General features: G+C 68.0%; 17 protein-coding genes. 12 read left to right on the top strand and 5 right to left on the bottom strand.

Annotated elements, in window-relative coordinates; translation table 11 throughout:
* Positions 1-24: 24 nt before the first annotated feature.
* Positions 25-1,698 carry an alkaline phosphatase family protein gene (locus tag LQ564_RS14415; RefSeq protein ID WP_231058795.1) on the bottom strand — a complete coding sequence of 558 codons (1,674 nt, stop codon included), beginning with the start codon at positions 1,696-1,698 and terminating at the stop codon, positions 25-27.
* A gap of 182 nt (positions 1,699-1,880) precedes the next feature.
* Between LQ564_RS14415 and LQ564_RS14410 the strand changes: the two genes are divergently transcribed.
* Both LQ564_RS14410 and LQ564_RS14405 read left to right on the top strand, forming a co-directional pair.
* A complete protein-coding gene (locus LQ564_RS14410) occupies positions 1,881-4,280 on the top strand; it encodes a TonB-dependent receptor (protein ID WP_231058794.1) in 2,400 nt (799 codons plus the stop codon).
* Positions 4,281-4,291: 11 nt separating this feature from the next.
* The gene (locus LQ564_RS14405) at positions 4,292-5,425 is read left to right on the top strand and encodes a glycerophosphodiester phosphodiesterase family protein (RefSeq protein WP_231058793.1); all 1,134 of its coding nucleotides are present in this window, start codon (positions 4,292-4,294) and stop codon (positions 5,423-5,425) included.
* A 16-nt stretch (positions 5,426-5,441) separates the two neighbouring features.
* On the opposite strand, the gene LQ564_RS14400 is transcribed toward LQ564_RS14405, so the two are convergent.
* Entirely contained in the window at positions 5,442-6,272 is an 831-nt protein-coding gene (locus LQ564_RS14400) for an alpha/beta fold hydrolase (protein WP_231058792.1), read from the bottom strand.
* A 207-nt stretch (positions 6,273-6,479) separates the two neighbouring features.
* Here LQ564_RS14400 and LQ564_RS14395 point away from each other — a divergent pair, with 207 nt between their 5' ends.
* The 10 genes from LQ564_RS14395 (at position 6,480) to LQ564_RS14350 (ending at position 14,008) form a co-directional block, all read left to right on the top strand.
* A complete protein-coding gene (locus LQ564_RS14395) occupies positions 6,480-7,346 on the top strand; it encodes an urease accessory protein UreD (protein ID WP_231058791.1) in 867 nt (288 codons plus the stop codon).
* A 26-nt stretch (positions 7,347-7,372) separates the two neighbouring features.
* The gene (locus tag LQ564_RS14390; protein ID WP_231058790.1) at positions 7,373-7,675 is read left to right on the top strand and encodes an urease subunit gamma; all 303 of its coding nucleotides are present in this window, start codon (positions 7,373-7,375) and stop codon (positions 7,673-7,675) included.
* Between the two features lie 9 nt (positions 7,676-7,684).
* On the top strand, positions 7,685-8,008 hold the full coding sequence (locus LQ564_RS14385) for an urease subunit beta (RefSeq protein WP_231058789.1): 324 nt from the start codon (positions 7,685-7,687) through the stop codon (positions 8,006-8,008).
* A gap of 1 nt (position 8,009) precedes the next feature.
* On the top strand, positions 8,010-9,725 hold the full coding sequence (gene ureC / locus LQ564_RS14380; RefSeq protein ID WP_231058788.1) for an urease subunit alpha: 1,716 nt from the start codon (positions 8,010-8,012) through the stop codon (positions 9,723-9,725).
* 10 nt (positions 9,726-9,735) lie between these two features.
* Positions 9,736-10,248, top strand: coding sequence for an urease accessory protein UreE (gene ureE, locus LQ564_RS14375; protein WP_231058787.1), 513 nt, complete (start codon positions 9,736-9,738; stop codon positions 10,246-10,248).
* Positions 10,245-10,907, top strand: a complete 663-nt coding sequence (locus tag LQ564_RS14370) for an urease accessory protein UreF (RefSeq protein WP_231058786.1) — start codon at positions 10,245-10,247, stop codon at positions 10,905-10,907. The genes ureE and LQ564_RS14370 overlap by 4 nt, the downstream gene beginning before the upstream one ends.
* 24 nt (positions 10,908-10,931) lie before the next feature.
* Positions 10,932-11,564, top strand: coding sequence for an urease accessory protein UreG (gene ureG, locus LQ564_RS14365; protein ID WP_231058785.1), 633 nt, complete (start codon positions 10,932-10,934; stop codon positions 11,562-11,564).
* Positions 11,561-12,085 (top strand): HupE/UreJ family protein, encoded by a 525-nt coding sequence (locus LQ564_RS14360; protein ID WP_231058784.1) that lies wholly within the window; start codon positions 11,561-11,563, stop codon positions 12,083-12,085. The genes ureG and LQ564_RS14360 overlap by 4 nt, the downstream gene beginning before the upstream one ends.
* A 147-nt stretch (positions 12,086-12,232) precedes the next feature.
* Positions 12,233-13,060 carry a flagellin N-terminal helical domain-containing protein gene (locus LQ564_RS14355; RefSeq protein WP_231058783.1) on the top strand — a complete coding sequence of 276 codons (828 nt, stop codon included), beginning with the start codon at positions 12,233-12,235 and terminating at the stop codon, positions 13,058-13,060.
* 90 nt (positions 13,061-13,150) lie between these two features.
* Positions 13,151-14,008 (top strand): hypothetical protein, encoded by an 858-nt coding sequence (locus tag LQ564_RS14350; RefSeq protein WP_231058782.1) that lies wholly within the window; start codon positions 13,151-13,153, stop codon positions 14,006-14,008.
* A 66-nt stretch (positions 14,009-14,074) separates the two neighbouring features.
* Here the strand turns inward: LQ564_RS14350 and LQ564_RS14345 are convergent, their stop codons facing one another.
* From LQ564_RS14345 to fliR, 3 genes are read right to left on the bottom strand one after another with little or no spacing between them, the layout of a single operon-like run.
* Positions 14,075-16,177: a flagellar biosynthesis protein FlhA gene (locus LQ564_RS14345; protein WP_231058781.1), complete on the bottom strand. Its 2,103-nt coding sequence runs from the start codon at positions 16,175-16,177 to the stop codon at positions 14,075-14,077.
* On the bottom strand, positions 16,174-17,313 hold the full coding sequence (gene flhB, locus LQ564_RS14340) for a flagellar type III secretion system protein FlhB (protein WP_231058780.1): 1,140 nt from the start codon (positions 17,311-17,313) through the stop codon (positions 16,174-16,176). The genes LQ564_RS14345 and flhB overlap by 4 nt, the downstream gene beginning before the upstream one ends.
* Positions 17,303-18,088, bottom strand: a complete 786-nt coding sequence (gene fliR / locus LQ564_RS14335) for a flagellar biosynthetic protein FliR (protein WP_231058779.1) — start codon at positions 18,086-18,088, stop codon at positions 17,303-17,305. Before fliR ends, flhB begins: the two co-directional genes overlap by 11 nt.
* Positions 18,089-18,102: the final 14 nt, after the last annotated feature.

Raw genomic sequence — 18,102 nt, 5'->3', positions numbered from 1 at the left:
GCGGCCAGGAAATCCGTCCTGCCCTCACTGCGCCCGTGGCGCGCCGGCCAAGGCTTCGTTCAGCACCCGGCCTTCCGCTCCCGCCGGCGGACGCAGGCGCAGCAGGTGCGCCAGGGTCGGCGCGATGTCGACGGTTTCGGCGTACTGTCCATAGAGGCCCGGCTTGATCCATTTGCGTCCGCTCAGCACCAGCGGGACGTTGGTGTCGTAAGCGTACGAGGAGCCGTGCGAGGTGCCGCTGGACGAGGACCCGAAGATCCAGAACGGCTTCGTGACCACCACCAGGTCGCCCGACAGTTCCCGGTTCCACGCGCGCCGCATCAAGAGCTGCATGCGGGTGGTGGCGGCCGCGCCGGTTTCGAAGTAATGGCGCGTAAACACTTCCGCTACGCCTTCCTGGGTGCGCAGGAAATTGGCCGCGGTCTCTTCCACCTCGATGCGGGACAGGCCCAGCTTGTCGAGCGCCGCGTAATCCAGGTGGAAGTTCGGCGCCGACTCTGCGATCACCAGCTTGTCGTTGCCGTATTTGGCCGCCAGCGCCGCGTTCAGCGCGGTGACCAGCTTGGCCGGGTCGACACGGCCGGCATTGCCGCCGCTTTCCTTGACGAATTCGGGCGTGTTCGGGAAGCCATGGTCGGCAGTCAAGACCACCAGCACCTTGTCGGCGCCGACCTTCTTGTCGAGGTAAGAGAAGAAATTGGCCAGCATGCGGTCCAGGCGCTGCAGGTGGTCGTGCGACATCTTGCTCTCCGGCCCGTATTTGTGGTTCACGTAATCGTGTCCGGACAGGCTGACACCCAGCACGTCGGTGACGCCGGCCGGGTTGTTGCCGAGGTTTTCGCCGTCGATCGCGGCGCGCGCGAAGTCGAGGGTCAGTTCGTCGAGGAAGGGGCTGGGTTTCAGGCGGTTGTAGTAGTCGGCGTCGATGCTGCCGCTCTCGCTGTAGAAGGCGAAGGGGAAGCGGTTCGGCGAAGCCGGCGTGGCTGGAAACAGTTCGTCGCGCGCATCGTTGGCGTAGGCCGCGTCCGGCAGCAGCGGGCGCCAGGTCTTGCCGTAATACCGGTCCTGCGGCTTGGCCGCCTGGAAGCTGCGCACCCATTCCGGATGCGCCTTCATGTAAAAGTCGCTCGAGGCGAAGTTGCCGGTCTCGTCCATGTACATATAGGCGGTGCCGGTCTTCCCCGCGAGCAGGATCGCGCCGCGGTCCTTGCCGGATACCGCCACGACTTTCGCACGGTTGCCGGTGGCATAGCGCAATTGGTCGCCGAGCGTATCGACGCGCAGGCGGGCCGGCGAGGTGCCGTCCATCGGCCTGGTGGTCTCGCCGATATAGGTATGGGCCGTGTCCTGGGTGCAGTAGACGCTGGTCTTGGTGACCGGATCGATCCAGTTATTGCCGATCACGCCGTGCTGGTAAGGATAGGCGCCGCTCAGGATGGCGGCGTGGCCGACCGCCGTCACCGTGACGCCGTGGGCCTGGTGCGCATTGCTGAACGAAGCGCCCCCTTCCATCAGCCGGCGCAGGCCGCCTTTGCCGAACTGGCTGCGGTAGCGCTGGACCTGTTCCGCGGGCAGTCCGTCGACGACGAGGACCAGCACCAGTTTCGGCGCTTCTTCGCTCGGTGCGGCGTGGGCATTGGCGGCCAGGAAGGCGCAGGACAGGAGCAGCTGGGTGGCGGTGGAAAGCAGGAAGCGCATGGTCAGGTCGAGAGAATGGTCAGCCTGACATCCTAGGCGGGACATATGACAAGACGATGAAATCATGCGCGCGGAATGGAATGCGGCGCGTCATCGAGCCGTCACGCAAGCGTCACGGCTTGGTCATTTAGCAAGGTTACGCTGCCGTCCACTTTCCACCACCACCTCGCTGAATGATCCCGATGAAAACGTTCCACGCTGCCACCGCCCTGCGCCATTCCTCCATCGCCGTTGCGGCCAGCCTCCTGTGCGCGTCGCTGGCGCATGCCGTCCCGACCGACACTCCTGCCGCCGCGGAAGAAACGCCGGCCGCGCAGGACGCGCCCGACCTGTCCAGGGCCGGCGCCGTCAGCACGGTCGCGATCTCGACCCGCAAGACCCGCTCCTCGGTCGCCATGTCCGGCCCGGACATCCAGAAGGTCATGCCGGGCGTGAGCCCGCTGAAGGCGCTGCAGGCGCTGCCTGGTGTCAGCTTCCAGACCGCCGACCCGTGGGGCAACAACGAGCAGAACCTGTCGCTGTTCGTGCACGGCTTCAACGGCCAGCAGCTCGGCTACACGATGGACGGCGTGCCGCTCGGCGACCAGCAGTACGGCAACTACAACGGCCTGGCGCCGCAGCGCGCGCTCACCAGCGAGAACGTGAAAAGCGTGGTGCTGTCGACCGGCGCCGGCGACCTCGGCACGCCGTCGACCAGCAACCTGGGCGGCACCATCGAGACCTATTCGCGCGACCCGATGAACGAGCGCAATGTCAACCTGCAGCAGACCGTCGGCAGCCACAAGGCCAGCCGCACCTTCCTGCGCTACGACTCGGGCGACCTGGGTGGCGGCAACAGCTTCTTCGTCTCCGGTCTGCACCACGAAGCCAAGGCCTGGGACTTCAATGGCCGCCAGAGCAACGACCAGTTCAACGCCAAGTTCGTGCACGAGGGCGAATCCGGCAAGCTGACCGTGTTCGCCGACTGGTCCGACAAGATCGAGCCGAACGAGGATTCGACCCTGCACCAGGGCAGCCTGGTGGCGCCCTACACCCGGCCGTTCATTTACCCCGATTTCGCCGCCGCCCTCGCCTACCTGGACGCCAACGGCGCGCCGCCCGCCAACGTCGGCGCCAACTTCCGCAACTACTACAGCGATGCCCAGCGCACCGACCACCTGGCCTATGTGAAGTACGAGGCCTTCCTCAGCGATAAGCTGAGCTGGACCAACCAGTATTACTACCACCGCAACGACGGCGTCGGCGTGGTGGCGGGCCCGATCAACCAGGCCGGCCTGCCCGCCCTGTTCCGCGTCTACTTCCCGAACCAGGACCTGAAGACCGTGTTCGGCAACTCCGGCTACGCGACCCGCACCACCGAATACCAGATCAACCGCCAAGGCGCGACCTCGACCGTGCGGTGGGAGGCGGGCGACCACCGCATCCAGGCCGGTCTCTGGTTCGAGCACAATAACTCCGGCGCCTATCGCCGCTGGTATGCGCTGGACGTGAACAATCCGAGCACGCCCTACCAGCGTCCGAGCAATCCGCTGATCACCCAGTACGGCAGCGACATCGACAACAAGGTGGTGCAGTTCCACCTGGTGGACGAGTGGAAGCTGCGCCCGGACCTCACGGTGCAGGGCGGCTTCAAGTCGAGCCTGCAGTTCGCGGAGGGCCTGTTTCCGGTCAACCAGCTGCCGGCGGCGATCGGCAATGGATCGAAGGGTCTGCCGGAAGGCAAGATCACGACCAAGAAATGGTTCCTGCCACAGCTGGGTGCGCGTTGGGATATTTCCGGCAGCATGCAGGCCTTCGCCAACGTCCAGAAGAACATGCGCCAGTTCGTCACCTACGGCGGCGGCGGCAATTCGCCGTGGAGCCTGTCCTCGCAGGCAGCCTTCGACTACTTCAAGGCCACGGCGAAACCGGAGACCTCGGTGACGATTGAAGCCGGCCTGCGCGATTCGCGCTCCCTGGACCTCGGCCCCTTGACCGCCTTCGATGGCCAGGTGACCCTGTACCACGTGAACTTCCGCGACCGCCAGCTGGCGATCAGCTCGAACCCGATCATCACTTCCTTCGCCGGCGGCACCACCATCCTGTCGAACGTCGGCGGCGTGAAAACCGACGGCGTCGACTTCGGCGGCACCCTGCACTTCGGCCGCGCCTTCTCCTTCTACGATGCGATCTCGTACAACCGCTCGCGCTACCAGGACAGCTACCTGTCCGGCACCACCGTGGTGCCGACCGCCGGCAAGACCGTGCCGAACACGCCGGAGTGGATGAACAAGTTCGTCGCCACCTTCAAGCCGGGCGCCGGCATCGAGATGCAGCTGCAGGGCGACTACGTGGGCAAGCGCTTCGCCACCTATACGAATGACCTGAACGTCGGCAGCTATTTCCTGCTAGGCTTGAACGTCTCGGGCGCGGTGCCGATGGCGCCGAGCTTCTTCAAGAACCTGCGCTGGAGCATCAACGTGACCAACCTTGCCGACCGCAAAGGCGTGCTGCAGCCGAACGTGGGCCAGGCCAGCGGCAGCTATGCGACGTATCCGATTCCGCCGCGCATGGGCTTCCTGACCCTGAAGGCGGACATCTGATGCCGCTCGTGTTGTCCACGAACCAAGCGCGCCGCCGCCTGCTGCGGGGCCTGGGAGGCGCCCTCGGCCTGGCCGCCCTGCCCGCCTTCGGGCAGGCGCGTCCGGCTTCCGCGCGCCTGCAGGCCGATGCGGCGCCGACCTTGTACGCCCACCGTGGCGCCAGCGCCCTGTTCCCCGAGCACACGCTGGCGGCGTATGCGCGAGCCATCCAGGATGGCGCCGACTTCGTGGAGCCGGACCTGGTCTGCACCCGCGACGGCATGCTGGTGGCGCGCCACGAATACGCGATCACCGACACCACCGACGTCGCCGCCCGCCCGGAATTCACCAAGCGCAAGACGCGCAAGACCATCGACGGCGAAGCCCACGAGGGTTGGTTCGTGTCCGACTTCACCCTGGCCGAGCTCAAGACCCTGCGCGCGGTCGAGCGCCTGCCGAAGATGCGCGGCAGCCGCCACGATGGCCAGTTCCAGATCGTCAGCCTGGAGGAGATCATCGACTTCGTGGCCGCCGAATCCGCCGCGCGCGGACGGACCATCGGCCTGATTCCGGAGCTGAAGCACTCGACCTGGTCGGCCGCCAACGGCCTGGCGCTGGAAGAGCGCCTGGTCTCGACCCTGAACGCGCACGCCTACACCCGCCGGGCGCCGGTGGTCGTGCAGTCCTTCGAGACCGCCAACCTCAAGGCCTTGCGCAAGCGCCTGGGCGCGTCCGGCAACGTGCGCCTGGCCCAGCTGATGGTGGCCGGCGGTCGCCTCGATGCGCTGCGTCCCGCCGACGTGGCGCTCTCGGGTGGCTCCCTCACCTACGGCGAGATGGTCTCGCGCCGCGGCCTGCAAGCCGTCGCCGCGTATGCGGACATCGCGGCGCCGGTCCACCGGGCGGTGATTCCACTCGGGCCGGACGAGCGCCTCGGCGCGCCCACGGCGATCGTCGCCGACGCCCACGCGGCCGGCCTGCAGGTGGTCGCCTGGACCTTCCGTCCGGAGAACGCCTTCCTGGCCGCCGATTTCCGCAACGGCGACGGCCCGAACGCGCGCAACGAGGCCGGCTCGATCGCCGAAATCCGGCGTTACCTCGAGACCGGCATCGACGGCCTGTTCTCGGACGACAGCGCGGTGGCGCGCGCGGCGATCCGCGGGTGAGCCAGGCGGCCCGGCGTCACCCCTGCAGGAAGGCCAGGATGTCGGCGTTGATCACCTCCGCGTGCGTGGTCGGCATCCCGTGCGGGAAGCCGGGGTAGGTCTTGAGGATGCCGTTTCGCAGCAGTTCGGCGCTGCGCGGGGCCGAGGCGGCATAGGGGACGATCTGGTCGTCGTCCCCGTGCTGCACCAGCACCGGGATCGTGATCTTCTTCAAATCCTCGGTGAAGTCGGTCTGCGAGAACGCCACCACGCCGTCGTAGTGGGCCTTCACTCCTCCCATCATGCCCTGGCGCCACCAGTTCTGGATCACACCCTCCCGCGCCCCGGCGCCGGGCCGGTTGTAGCCGTAAAAGGGGCCGGAGGGGAGGTCGCGGTAGAACTGGGCCCGATTGGTGGCGACCTGCTGCTGGATGCCGTCGAACACGTCTTTCGGCCAGCCGCCCGGGCTGGCCTCGGTCTTGACCATCAACGGCGGCACCGCCGCGATCAATACCGCCTTCGACGCCCGCGCCGTGCCGTGGCGCGCCAGGTAGCGCACCACTTCGCCGCCGCCGGTCGAGTGGCCGATGTGGACCGCGCCCTGCAGGTCGAGATGCGCGACCAGGGCGGCGAGATCGTCGGCGTAGTGGTCCATGTCGTGGCCATCCGCCACCTGGCTCGAGCGGCCATGCCCGCGGCGGTCGTGGGCGATGACGCGGTAGCCCCGGTCCAGAAAAAACATCATCTGGGCATCCCAGTCGTCGGCGCTGAGCGGCCAGCCGTGCGAGAACACGATCGGCGTGCCGCTGCCCCAGTCCTTGTAGAAGATCTCGACGCCATCCTTCGTGGTGACGGTGTTCGTAGCCATCTGCCTTCCCCTTTCAGAATGTGTGCCGGCCCGCCCGATATGGCGGCAGCTCCCGCTAGTCTGCGTGGATTTGGCCGGCGCGGCGTCTCCCTTTTGCAGCCGGCGCTTGAAAATGGCGCATTGGTAGTAAAAAAGCACCAGAATGGGACGCTCGCTGCGCTTCAACGCACGCCCGCAACGCGCTGCTCACTGTGGCCCGGCAATGGCATGGATCGTGCTAACCGTAAGGTCATGCGCGATGAACCGTCTTCGACTGCCGCACCCCCGACCGGCTGGCTGGCCCAGCTGGAGCTGGAGGTCGCGTTCGACGGCGACAGGAGCGTGCTCGTGCGCAACCGCCACCAGGGCCCGCTGCGCGTGCAGAAACCTCTCTACCCCGAAGGGCCCGCGGCCGTGCATGCGATCGTCGTGCACCCACCGGGCGGCATCCGGTCCGGCGACAGGCTTGAGATCGCGGCCGCCGTCGCGCCTTCCGCGCACGCCTTCCTGACCTCGCCCGGCGCCGCCAAGTGGTACCGCGGCGACGACGGCGACGCGTTCCAGACGGTGACGCTGGCGGCGGACGACGGCGCCGCCCTCGAATGGATGCCGCAGGAGACCATCTACTTCGACGGCGCCTGCGCCGTGCAGCGCCATACCGTGCGCCTCGGCGTCGACGCCCGCTACATCGGCTGCGACGTCCTGTGCTTCGGACGCCAGGCCAGCGGCGAACGTTTTACGCGCGGGCGCTTGCGCCTGCATGCCGAGATCTGGCGCGGCGAGCAGCTGCTGTGGCACGAACAGGCCTGCCTGCGGGCCGGTTCGGCGGCGCTGGACGGTCCTTTCGGGCTCGACGGCGCAACCGTCTGCGCCACCCTGGTGGCGGCCGGGCCGGCGCTGCCCGCCGCCCTGCAGGCGCAGATCCGCAGCCTCGACCCGGCGCTCGGCGCCAGCCAGCTCAAGTCCGTGTTCATCGCGCGCCTGCTGTGCGCCGACAGCGAACATGCGCGCCGTGTGATGGGCGATGCCTGGCGTCTGCTGCGTCCCCACGTCGTCGGACGGCCGGCGCTGTTTCCCCGCATCTGGGCCACCTGATCCTCCTGATCCTCCCTGGCGACGACATGGACCTGACACCGCGCGAAAAAGACAAGCTGCTGATCTTCACCGCCGCCCTGCTGGCCGAGCGCCGCCGCGCGCGCGGCCTGAAGCTGAATCATCCGGAAGCGGTGGCCCTCATCACGGCGGCCATCATGGAGGGCGCGCGCGACGGCCGCAGCGTGGCGGAGCTGATGTATGAAGGGAGCCAGGTCCTGGCACGCGCCGACGTGATGGAAGGCGTGCCCGAGATGATCCCCGACATCCAGGTCGAAGCCACCTTCCCGGATGGGACCAAGCTGGTCACCGTCCACCACCCGATCGCATGAAGGCCATCCATGATCCCCGGTGAATACGTGCTGCGCGAAGAAGACATCGTCCTCAATCCGGGCCGTCCGTTCGTTTCGCTGCGGGTGGCGAACGGCGGCGACCGTCCGGTGCAGGTCGGCTCCCATTTCCACTTCGCCGAAGTCAACGCCGCGCTGCGCTTCGACCGCGCGGCGGCCCTGGGCATGCGCCTGAACATCGCCGCCGGCGCCGCGGTGCGCTTCGAGCCGGGCCAGCACCGCAGCGTCGAACTGGTGGCGCTGGGCGGCGCACGCGCGGTCTACGGTTTCAATGGCCAGGTGATGGGCCCCCTGCCACCGCTGGAGGACAAATAGGATGGCAAGCATCGGGCGCCAGGCCTATGCCGAGATGTACGGCCCCACGGTGGGCGACCGCATCCGGCTGGCGGACACTGAACTCTTCATCGAGATCGAGCGCGACTTCGCCGCCGCCCACTACGGCGAAGAGGTCAAGTTCGGCGGCGGCAAGGTGATCCGGGACGGCATGGGCCAGTCGCAGCGGCTGCATGCGCAGGTGATGGACACCGTCATCACCAACGCCGTCATCGTCGACCACTGGGGCATCGTCAAGGCCGACATCGGGATCAAGGACGGCCGCATCGCGGCGATCGGCAAGGCCGGCAATCCCGACATCCAGCCGGGCGTGACGATGGTCATCGGCGCCGCCACCGAGATCATCGCCGGCGAAAACCGGATCGTCACCGCCGGCGGCGTCGACACCCACATCCACTTCATCTGCCCGCAGCAGATCGAGGAAGCCCTGTGCAGCGGCGTGACCACCATGATCGGCGGCGGCACCGGGCCGGCGGCCGGCACCGCGGCCACCACCTGCACGCCCGGACCCTGGCATATCCACGCGATGCTGATGGCGGCCGAGGCCTTCCCGATGAACCTCGGCTTCCTCGGCAAGGGCAACGCCAGCCTGCCCGGTCCGCTGGAAGAACAGATCCGCGCCGGCGCCGTGGGCCTGAAGCTGCACGAGGACTGGGGCAGCACGCCGCGGGCGATCGACAACTGCCTGGCGGTGGCCGAACGCTTCGACGTGCAGGTCGCGCTGCACTCGGACACGCTGAACGAGGCGGGCTTCCTGCAAACCACGCTGGACGCCTTCAAGGGCCGCACCATCCACACCTTCCATACCGAGGGCGCCGGCGGCGGCCATGCGCCCGACATCATCGCGGCGGTGGGCGAGCCGAACGTGCTGCCCTCGTCCACCAATCCGACCCGTCCCTATACCGTCAACACGCTCGACGAACACCTCGACATGCTGATGGTCTGCCACCACCTCGACGCCGCCATCGCCGAGGACGTGGCCTTCGCCGAATCGCGCATCCGGCGCGAGACCATCGCCGCCGAGGACATCCTGCACGACCTGGGCGCGATCTCGATGATGTCGTCCGATTCCCAGGCCATGGGGCGGGTCGGCGAAAGCATCCTGCGCACCTGGCAGACCGCGCACAAGATGAAGGTCCAGCGCGGCCACCTGGCCGAGCCGGGCGCGCCGGCGGCGGACCACGACAACTTCCGGGTGCGGCGCTACATCGCCAAGTACACCATCAACCCGGCCATCACCCACGGCATCGCACACGTGGTGGGGTCGGTCGAAGCCGGCAAGCTGGCCGACCTGGTGCTGTGGCAGCCGGCCTTCTTCGGCGTCAAGCCGTCGTTGATCCTGAAGGCCGGCATGATCGCGATGGCGCAGATGGGCGACCCGAATGCGTCGATCCCGACGCCGCAGCCGGTCCATTACCGCCCCATGTTCGGGGCCTTCGGCGGCGCCTTGAAGAAATCGGTGACCTTCGTCTCGCAGGCGGCGTTCGACGCCGGCATCGCGCAGCAGCTGGGGTTGACGAAGACCGTGCTGCCGGTGCGCGATACGCGCGGCCTGCGCAAGGCCGACATGGTGCTCAACGGCGCCACCCCGGTCATGCAGGTGGACCCGGAGACGTATGAAGTACGAGCCGACGGCGCCCCCCTGGTCTGCGAACCGGCCGCCGTGCTGCCGCTGGCGCAGCGTTATTTTTTATTCTGAGGAGAGCCCGATGCTGACCCTGCACACCCGGCTCGCGCGCGCCGGCCGGATCGACGACGAGGCGGTGCTGCCCTTCGAGGGGCGCGAACGCTGCCGCCTGCGCATCCGGCTTGCGTCGGGCCGCGAGGCGGCGCTGCTGCTGCCGCGCGGTACGGTGCTGCGCGACGGCGACCTGCTGACTGGACCGGAAGGCGCGGTGGTGCGCGTGCGCGCGGCGCCGGAAGCGACCTACCGGATCGAGGCGGACGATGCCCGCGCCCTGCTGCGCTGCGCTTTCCACCTGGGGAACCGCCACAGCCAGGTGCAGCTCGGGGCCGGCTGCCTGCGCATCCGCGCCGATCCGGTGCTGCGCGAGATGCTGCTCGGCCTGGGGGCGCGCGTGACCGAAGAACCGGCGCCGTTCGATCCCGAATCCGGCGCCTATGGCGGGGGCCACAGCCATGAGCACGGCCCGCGCCACCTGCTGGCGCCGGTGCCGCTGCGCCAGAAGATCCACCGCCCCGGCGACGCGGACAGTGCGTGAACGCGCGCGCGCTGCTGCACCTGCTGCAACTGGCCAGCCCGGCGCTGCCGGTGGGCGGCTACAGCTATTCGGGGGGACTGGAGACGGCCATCGAGCTTGGCCGCGTACGGTGTGCGGACACTGCGGCGCATTACCTGGCGCGCCAGCTGGCAGACGTGCTGGCGACCTGGGACGGCGCCGTGTACTGGCGTCTGCTGGGCGCCTGCCGCGACGGCGACGATGCCGCGTTCCGGCAGTGGAACGCGCGCTACCTGGCCTCGCGCGACAGCGCCGAGCTGCGCGCGGAGACGGTGCAGATGGGCTTTTCGCTGGCCCGGCTGCTGGAGGAACTCGGGCTGGCGCCGCCTGTCGCGGCGCGCGAGACCTGCCTGCCCGCGGCGCTGGCGCAGGCGGTGCAGGCGCTCGGCGTGCCCCACGACGAAGCGCTGCTGGCGATGCTGTTTTCCTGGGCCGAGAACGCGGTGCTGGTCTGCGTGAAGTCGGTCCCGCTGGGCCAGGTGGCCGGGCAGCGCCTGCTGCTGTCGCTGCGGCCGGCGATCGAGGATGCGGCGGCGCGGGCGCGCGCGCTGCCGGATGAAGAATTATCGAGCTGGGCGCCGGGATTGTCCTGGCTGTCCATGGCCCACGAAGTCCAGCACGGCCGGCTTTACCGGTCATAGGACTGACCATTGAAAGGAGCAGGCATGGAGTCGAATCCCTTGCGCGTCGGCGTCGGCGGCCCGGTCGGGTCGGGCAAGACCGCGCTGTGCGAGCATTTATGCCGTGCGATGCGCGACCGCTACGACATGGCCGTCATCACCAACGATATTTATACCCGCGAAGACATGGAGATCCTGCTGCGCGCGGGCGCCCTGCCGCCGGAGCGCCTGATGGGGGTCGAGACCGGCGGCTGTCCGCATACCGCGATCCGCGAGGACGCCTCGATCAACCTGGAAGCGATCGCGCGCCTGCAGGCCGACTTTCCGGATCTCGAACTGATCCTGGTGGAGTCGGGCGGCGACAACCTGGCGGCGACCTTCAGCCCCGAGCTGTCGGACCTGACCCTGTACGTGATCGACGTGGCCGGCGGCGAGAAAATTCCGCGCAAGGGCGGACCGGGCATCACGCGCTCCGACCTGCTCATCATTAACAAGACCGACCTGGCGCCGCACGTGGGCGCCGATCTCGACGTCATGGCGGGCGACGCGCGCCGCCAGCGCGGCGAGCGGCCCTTCGTGTTTACCAACCTGCGCACCGGCGCCGGCGTGGACGAGGTGGTGTCCTTCATCCGCGAACAGGGCTTGCTGGGCCCGATCAACCAGGAGCATGCCGCATGAAATACCCGATCGCCTTCATCCTGTCGATGTCCGCCGCCGGCGCCTGGGCCCATTCCGGCCACGGCGCCGCGGGCTTCGGCGCCGGCCTGCTCCATCCCCTGCTGGGCCTGGACCACTGGCTCGCCATGCTGGGACTCGGCCTGTGGAGCCGCGCCGCCGGCGTGCCGCGCCAGGCGCTGGTGACCGTCGGCGCCTGCCTGGCGCTGGGCGCCTTCACCCGGCTTGCCCTGCCCCTCGTCGAGCCGCTGCTGGCGGCCAGCGTGCTGGCGGCCGGCCTGATGGGGCTCGGCGCGGCGCGGCTGCCGGCGCGCCTGGGCCTGGTGCTGGCCGGCGCCTTCAGCCTGGTGCACGGCCATGCCCATGGCCAGGAAATGGCCGGCGCCGCGGCCGCCGCCGGCGCGATCTGCATGAGCATGGGTTTGATGGCGCTGGGCTGGCTGGCGGCGGGCCAGGCGCGCCTGGAGCGGGTGGCGCCGGCGCTGGTCGCGGTGCTGGGGGCGGGGCTGCTGGCGCTGGCGTGAAGATGGGGACAGGGCCTTGTTGTTTCATCAACGGAAAAAATATTTAAAATAATTTCCGTATGGAACTTAATGCCTAACTGAAACTTGTCGCCTTGTACCTGTGAGAGCGAGTGACGCTCGATTCAACCCCACTTCCTGGAGCCGAAAATGCTGAGCCTTCACACCAACAACGCTGCCCTGTCCGCACAAAACGCCATCAACCGCACCCAGAATTCGCTGTCGACCTCGATGACCCGCCTGTCGACCGGCTACCGCATCAACTCGGCAATGGACGACGCCGCCGGCCTGCAGATCGCCAGCCGCCTGAAAGCCCAGACCTCGGGCATGAACGTCGCCATGCGCAACACCCAGAACTCGACCTCCATGCTGCAGACCGCCGAAGGCGCGCTGGATGAAGTCGGGAACATGCTGGTCCGCATGAAGGACTTGGCGACCCAGGCCGCGGACGCATCGTCGACCGCCAACGACAAGACCGCCATGAAGTCGGAATACGACGCCCTGGCCCTGGAACTGGAAAACGTCATGAACAACACCAGCTTCGGCGGCACCAAGCTGCTGACCGGCGGTACCGTTGCTTCGTCGATGACCTTCCAGATCGGCGCATCGGCCAGCGAAACCATGACCATCAACCTGACCACCGACATGACCGCGGTCGGCACCTCGGTCACCGCTGTCAAGGCTGCCGACATCACCAGCGCCGCCAACGGCACCATCACCACCCTGGACACCGCCCTGACCAACGTCAACAAGGTCCGTTCGGGCCTGGGCGCCGCGGCCAACCGCCTCGAGCACGTGTACAACAACCTGGCCAACGTCAGCACCAACACCAAGGCCGCGACCGGCCGCATCATGGACGTCGACTTCGCCAGCGAAAGCGCGAACATGACCTCGAACCAGATGCTGCTGCAAGCCGGCACCGCGATGCTGAAGCAGACCAACAGCATGTCCTCGATGGTCATGTCGCTGCTGCAGTAATCCAGATATTTCCTCCTGGGCATCAGCTCAGGTAGTATCGGGGGGCCGGCCGGCAACGGTGCGGCCCCTTTTTTCTTTCGGTAGACCGCCATGGCCAGCATCCCGTCCATCGTTCCCCTCCTCCCGCCGGCTACGGCGCCGCATAACGTCGGCGCGGTCGCAGCCAGCGCCCCGGTGGCGCTGGCGCCCTTCGAGGCGGGCGAGCCGCCGCTTCCCTCGTCCCAGCTGCTGCCCCAGGCGAGCGCCGCCGTCACGCCGGATGCCAGCGCGGAAGGCGCGGCCATGCGTCCCGACCAGGTCTTCCTGGCGCGCCAGATGAGCTATCCGGCGGCCGACTCCCAGGCCCTGGCCACCTCCTGGCGTTCGATGGTGCGCAGCTACGGCGACCAGCTGGCCGAGCGCGCCCTGCGCAGCAACGCCGGCCAGCTGCCGCCGGCGGTGCTGGCCGCCAGCCAGGAGGGACGCGTGCTGCGCCAGCCGGACGGCTCCCTACTGCCGCCCGACGCCTGGCGCTTCACCGTGCACGCGGGCGGCGCGCGCGACCAGCACCTGGGCGTGGTGCAGGACTCCGCCGACGGCCCCGGTGGCCGGCGCCGCCAGGCGCGCGCGGCGCTGCGGCTGGAACTGGAACTCGACGACGGATCGCGGGTCGTGCTGCAGGTCGAGCCGATGCCGGGCGGCCTGGCGCTGGAATTGTGCGCGCCGGGCGCGCCCGCGCTGGCGCGGCTGCGGGCGCTGCAGCCGGTGCTGGAAGAAGCGGTGGAACGGTCGGGCTTGCGGGTGCTGCGCTGGCGCTACCGCGACCGGCTGCCGCTGGCGGCCGCGCACGCGCGGCTGGCAGCGGGGGATGTGGTGCAGGTGCTGACCTTGCCGGTGTTCCGGGCGGTGGCGGAACTGGCGCTGGCCCTGCCGCGCCAGAGCGCGGCGCTTGAAACGGCCGTGAAATAAAATTTCAAATCCGGCCGCCTGCTGAAATATTATTTCGTAGGGTGGACGGGTTTCCCGTCCGCGCGTTCAGCCAACGGTGCCCACGATCGACACATCCCGATTCTCGGGAATCTCGTTATACGACAGCACATGCAAGCCCGGCGCGAACAGCCGCGCATACCGCGCCAGCAGCGGCCGCACCTGCGGCAGCACCAGGAGCAGCGGCGGCGTGTGCTGCCCCTTCATCTGCTCGCGCGCCACCGGCATGTTCACCTGCAGCTGCGACAGCAGCTGCGGATCGATCGGGTAGTTGTCCAGCGCCACCTTGCCGCCATTGTTCTGGCGCGCCTGGTTCAGCGACCCGAGCAGCATGTTCTCGAGTTCGGCCGACAGGTTAAAGGCCGGCATGTCCTTCTTCTTGCCGTACAGGCTGGAGACGATCTGGCGCCGCAGCGCGCAGCGCACCTCGGCCGCCAGCAGGATCGGGTCCTTGGTGGTCTCCGAGCTGTCCAGCAGGGTCGTCGCGACCACCACGATGTCCTTCAGCGACACGCCTTCCTGCAGCAGCACGCGGAACACCCGCAGCAGCTGAGTATGGGAGAGCGCCTTTTCCAGCGCGCCCGCCAGCTTGGGCGACAGCGCCGTCAGGCGTTCCAGGATCGCCGGCACGTCCTCGTGGCGGAACAGCTCGTGCAGGTATTCGCGCACCACCTTCGACGTGTGGGTCGCGATCGCGCTCGGCACCTCGACCACCTGGTAGCCCAGGCCCAGCGCATGGCCCTTCTGGTCGGGCGTGATCCAGGTGATCGCCATGCCGTAGGCCGGCTCGATGCCGGGGATGCCATCGAGTTCGCCGTAGACGTTGGGCGACGGGATCGCCATCAGGTGGTCGGGCATCACCTCGGCCTCGGCCACCACGGTGCCCGACAGGCTGATCGCATACTGCGAGGGCCGCAGGGCCAGGTCGTCGCGCACGCCGATGTTTGGCAACAGCATGCCCATCTGCTCGGACAAGCTCTGGCGCACGCCCTTGATGCGCTTGGCCAAGGGTTCGCCCTGGGCCTTGTCGAGCATGCCGACCAGCTTGTAGCCCACCGCCACCGTCACCGGCTGCACCACCGGGAGCGCCTGCCAGTCGAGTTCCGGCGCGCGTTCGTCGCGCAGGGCCGCCTCGATCGCCGCCACGCCCGCGTTGTCCGGCGCCTTTACCCGCTTGCCCAGCTTCCAGCCGACGTAGAACAGCACGCCCGCGAAGATGAAGAAGGTCAGGGTCGGCATGCCCGGCACCAGGCCGAGGATGACCATCACGCCGCCGGCCGCGAACAGCACGCCCGGCTGGGCCAGCAGCTGGCCGCCGACCTGCTGGTCGAGGTCCCCGGATTCGCCGATGCGGGTCACCAGGATCGCAGCCGACGCCGACAGCAGCAGCGCCGGGATCTGCGCCACCAGGCCGTCGCCGATGGTGAGCAGCGCATACACCTTGAAGGATTCGGCCAGCGGCAGGCCGTGCATCAGGGCGCCGATCGCGATGCCGCCCACCAGGTTGATGATGAGGATCAGGATCGAGGCGATGGCGTCGCCGCGCACGAACTTCGAGGCGCCGTCCATGGCGCCGTAGAAGTCCGCTTCGGCCGCCACTTCGGCGCGGCGCTGGGTCGCCTTGTCCTGGTTGATCAGGCCGGCGTTCAGGTCGGCGTCGATCGCCATCTGCTTGCCCGGCAGCGCGTCCAAGGTGAAGCGCGCCGACACTTCCGAGATGCGCTCGGCGCCTTTCGTGACCACGATGAAGTTGATGATCATCAGGATCACGAACACCACCAGGCCGACCACGAAGTTCCCGCCGATGACGACGTTGGCGAAGGATTCGATGACGTTGCCGGCCGCGTGCGGGCCGGTGTGGCCGTTGAGCAGGACCACGCGCGTCGAGGCCACGTTCAGGGCGAGGCGCATCAGGGTGGTGCCGAGGATCACGGTCGGGAATACCGAGAAGTCGAGCGGCCGCTTGGCCGAGACCGCGACCAGGATCACGATCAGCGCCAGCACGATGTTGAACGTGAACAGCACGTCCAGCAGCACCGGCGGCAGCGGCAGCATGATCATCCCCAGCAGGGCGATCAGGAACACCGGGGCGGCGAACTTCTGGCGCTTCAGCTCCGTGACGAAGGCGTTGAAGCTGGCGAAAACGTTCATGCGGAGACCTCACTCAGATGCGATGGCACGACGACCTCGTTGGGGAAACGTGGGGGCGCGGGGCGCCGGCCGGTACGGAAAGCGTTCAGTTGTAATACGTAGTTCAGCACCTGCGACACGGCCTGGTAGAGCTGGGCCGGAATCTGCTGCTGGACCTGGCTGGTGTTGTAGATCGCGCGCGCCAGCGGCGGCAGGGTCAAGGTCTCGACCTTGTGCTCGAGCGCCACGCGCTTGATGTACAGGGCCATCTCGTCGACACCCTTGGCCACCACGAACGGCGCCTCGGCGCGGCTGGTGTCGTACTTCAGCGCCACCGCGTAGTGCTCGGGGTTGACGATCACCACGTCGGCGGTCGGCACGCTCTTTCGGACGCTGCGCTGGGCCAGCTGGTGCTGCAGCTGGCGGATGCGGCGCTTCACCTCGGGCTTGCCCTCGTTGCTCTTGTGTTCTTCCTTCACTTCCTGCTTGCTCATGCGCTGGTTTTTGGTGAACAGGAAGGACTGCACCGGCACGTCGATGAGGGCGAACACGATGAACACCGCGACCATCGCCATCAAGCCGTCCAGCATCAAGGATGCGCCGCCGGCCAGCGCATCGCCCAGCGCCATGTGCTGCAGCGCGATGTAGGACTGGTAGCTCGAACGGGAGACGTGGTACAGCACCAGGATCAGCACGACGGCCTTGGCGGCGCTGGTGGCGAAGCCGATCCAGTGCTGCTGGCCGAACAGCTTGCCCAGGTTGCCGATCGGGCTGAGGCGCCCGAGCTGGGGCTGCATGCCCTTGCTCGAGACCACCAGGCCGCCCGGGAATGCGCCCGCCGCGATGCTCGCCAGCGGAATCGCCGCCAGCGGCAGCAGCATCTTGGCCAGCAGCGCCAGCGCGCCCATGAACACCGTCGACATCGCGTTCTCCATCGCGCCCGCCTCGCCCAGCGGCACGAACACCATGCGAAACAGGGTGCGGAAGGACTCCAGGTAGCCAGGCAGCAGCAGCGCGAACAGCTTCACGCTGACCAGGATGCCGACCGCGGTCGAGAGGTCGCGCGAACGCACGACCTGGCCCTCAGCGCGCGCCTTCTTCAGCTTCTGCGCCGTGGGCTTTTCGGTCTTGTCGCCACCGCTGCCGCTATCGGCCATGCGCCATCCTCATCTGCTGCTGGATCATCTCCAGGATCTGGTTGGTCATCGCGACGTAGTGTTCGGGGATGAAGCGCACCAGCTGCACCAACATCATCAGGCCGAACACCGTCACCAGCGAAAAGCCCAGCGAAAACAGGTTCAGGCTCGGCGCGACCCGGTTCAGGAAGCCGAAGCCGATCTGCACCACCATCGTCGAAAACACGATCGGCAGCGCCAGCAGCACCGCCGCCGAGAACACCCAGGCCAGGTTCAGCGCCACCGCTTCCAGCAGCAGCGGCGCATGGCCCGCGCCCACCGGCCAGGCGCTGAAGCTCTGGCCCACCACGCCCATCAGCACCAGGTGGCCGTCGATCCCGAAAAACACCAGGATCGCCAGCAGCGACAGCAGGCCCGAGATCACGTCCGACACCTGGCCATTCACCGGGTCGTTCATCTGCGCCATCGAAAAGCCCACCTGGCTCGACGTCAAAAAGCCCAGCATGGTGATCACGGCCATCGCGAACTGCAGGGCCAGTCCGAGCACGCCGCCGATCAGCGCCTGCTCCGCCATCGCCACCACGCCGGCCAGCGAAAACGGGTCGGGCATCGCACCGCCGGTCGCCTGCGTCATTGGCAGCAGCACGAAGCTGAGCGCCACCGACAGCAGCACGCGCACCGGCACCGGCACCGAGCCCTCGCCCAGCGCGGGAGCCGTCGAGAGCAGCGCCATGATGCGGCAGAAGGGCCACCACAGTGCGTGCATCAGGGGCAGCAGGAAGCCGACCAGCTCCATCGACAGGAAACCGC

The organism is Massilia phyllostachyos (assembly GCF_021044825.1).
Lineage (GTDB): Bacteria > Pseudomonadota > Gammaproteobacteria > Burkholderiales > Burkholderiaceae_D > Telluria > Telluria phyllostachyos.
Note: the sequence above shows the minus strand (reverse complement) of the source record. Positions and strands in the feature narration are given on the sequence as shown.

Bases quoted from the DNA above. Each gene is read 5' to 3' on its own strand.
- LQ564_RS14400 (WP_231058792.1), bottom strand. From the start codon at position 6,272: ATGGCTACGAACACCGTCACCACGAAGGATGGCGTCGAGATCTTCTAC.
- LQ564_RS14345 (WP_231058781.1), bottom strand. From the start codon at position 16,177: ATGAACGTTTTCGCCAGCTTCAACGCCTTCGTCACGGAGCTGAAGCGC.
- ureE (WP_231058787.1), top strand. From the start codon at position 9,736: ATGCTGACCCTGCACACCCGGCTCGCGCGCGCCGGCCGGATCGACGAC.
- ureG (WP_231058785.1), top strand. From the start codon at position 10,932: ATGGAGTCGAATCCCTTGCGCGTCGGCGTCGGCGGCCCGGTCGGGTCG.
- LQ564_RS14415 (WP_231058795.1), bottom strand. From the start codon at position 1,698: ATGCGCTTCCTGCTTTCCACCGCCACCCAGCTGCTCCTGTCCTGCGCC.
- flhB (WP_231058780.1), bottom strand. From the start codon at position 17,313: ATGGCCGATAGCGGCAGCGGTGGCGACAAGACCGAAAAGCCCACGGCG.
- LQ564_RS14385 (WP_231058789.1), top strand. From the start codon at position 7,685: ATGATCCCCGGTGAATACGTGCTGCGCGAAGAAGACATCGTCCTCAAT.
- LQ564_RS14410 (WP_231058794.1), top strand. From the start codon at position 1,881: ATGAAAACGTTCCACGCTGCCACCGCCCTGCGCCATTCCTCCATCGCC.
- fliR (WP_231058779.1), bottom strand. From the start codon at position 18,088: ATGGAGCTGGTCGGCTTCCTGCTGCCCCTGATGCACGCACTGTGGTGG.
- LQ564_RS14350 (WP_231058782.1), top strand. From the start codon at position 13,151: ATGGCCAGCATCCCGTCCATCGTTCCCCTCCTCCCGCCGGCTACGGCG.
- LQ564_RS14390 (WP_231058790.1), top strand. From the start codon at position 7,373: ATGGACCTGACACCGCGCGAAAAAGACAAGCTGCTGATCTTCACCGCC.
- ureC (WP_231058788.1), top strand. From the start codon at position 8,010: ATGGCAAGCATCGGGCGCCAGGCCTATGCCGAGATGTACGGCCCCACG.
- LQ564_RS14355 (WP_231058783.1), top strand. From the start codon at position 12,233: ATGCTGAGCCTTCACACCAACAACGCTGCCCTGTCCGCACAAAACGCC.
- LQ564_RS14395 (WP_231058791.1), top strand. From the start codon at position 6,480: ATGGATCGTGCTAACCGTAAGGTCATGCGCGATGAACCGTCTTCGACT.
- LQ564_RS14360 (WP_231058784.1), top strand. From the start codon at position 11,561: ATGAAATACCCGATCGCCTTCATCCTGTCGATGTCCGCCGCCGGCGCC.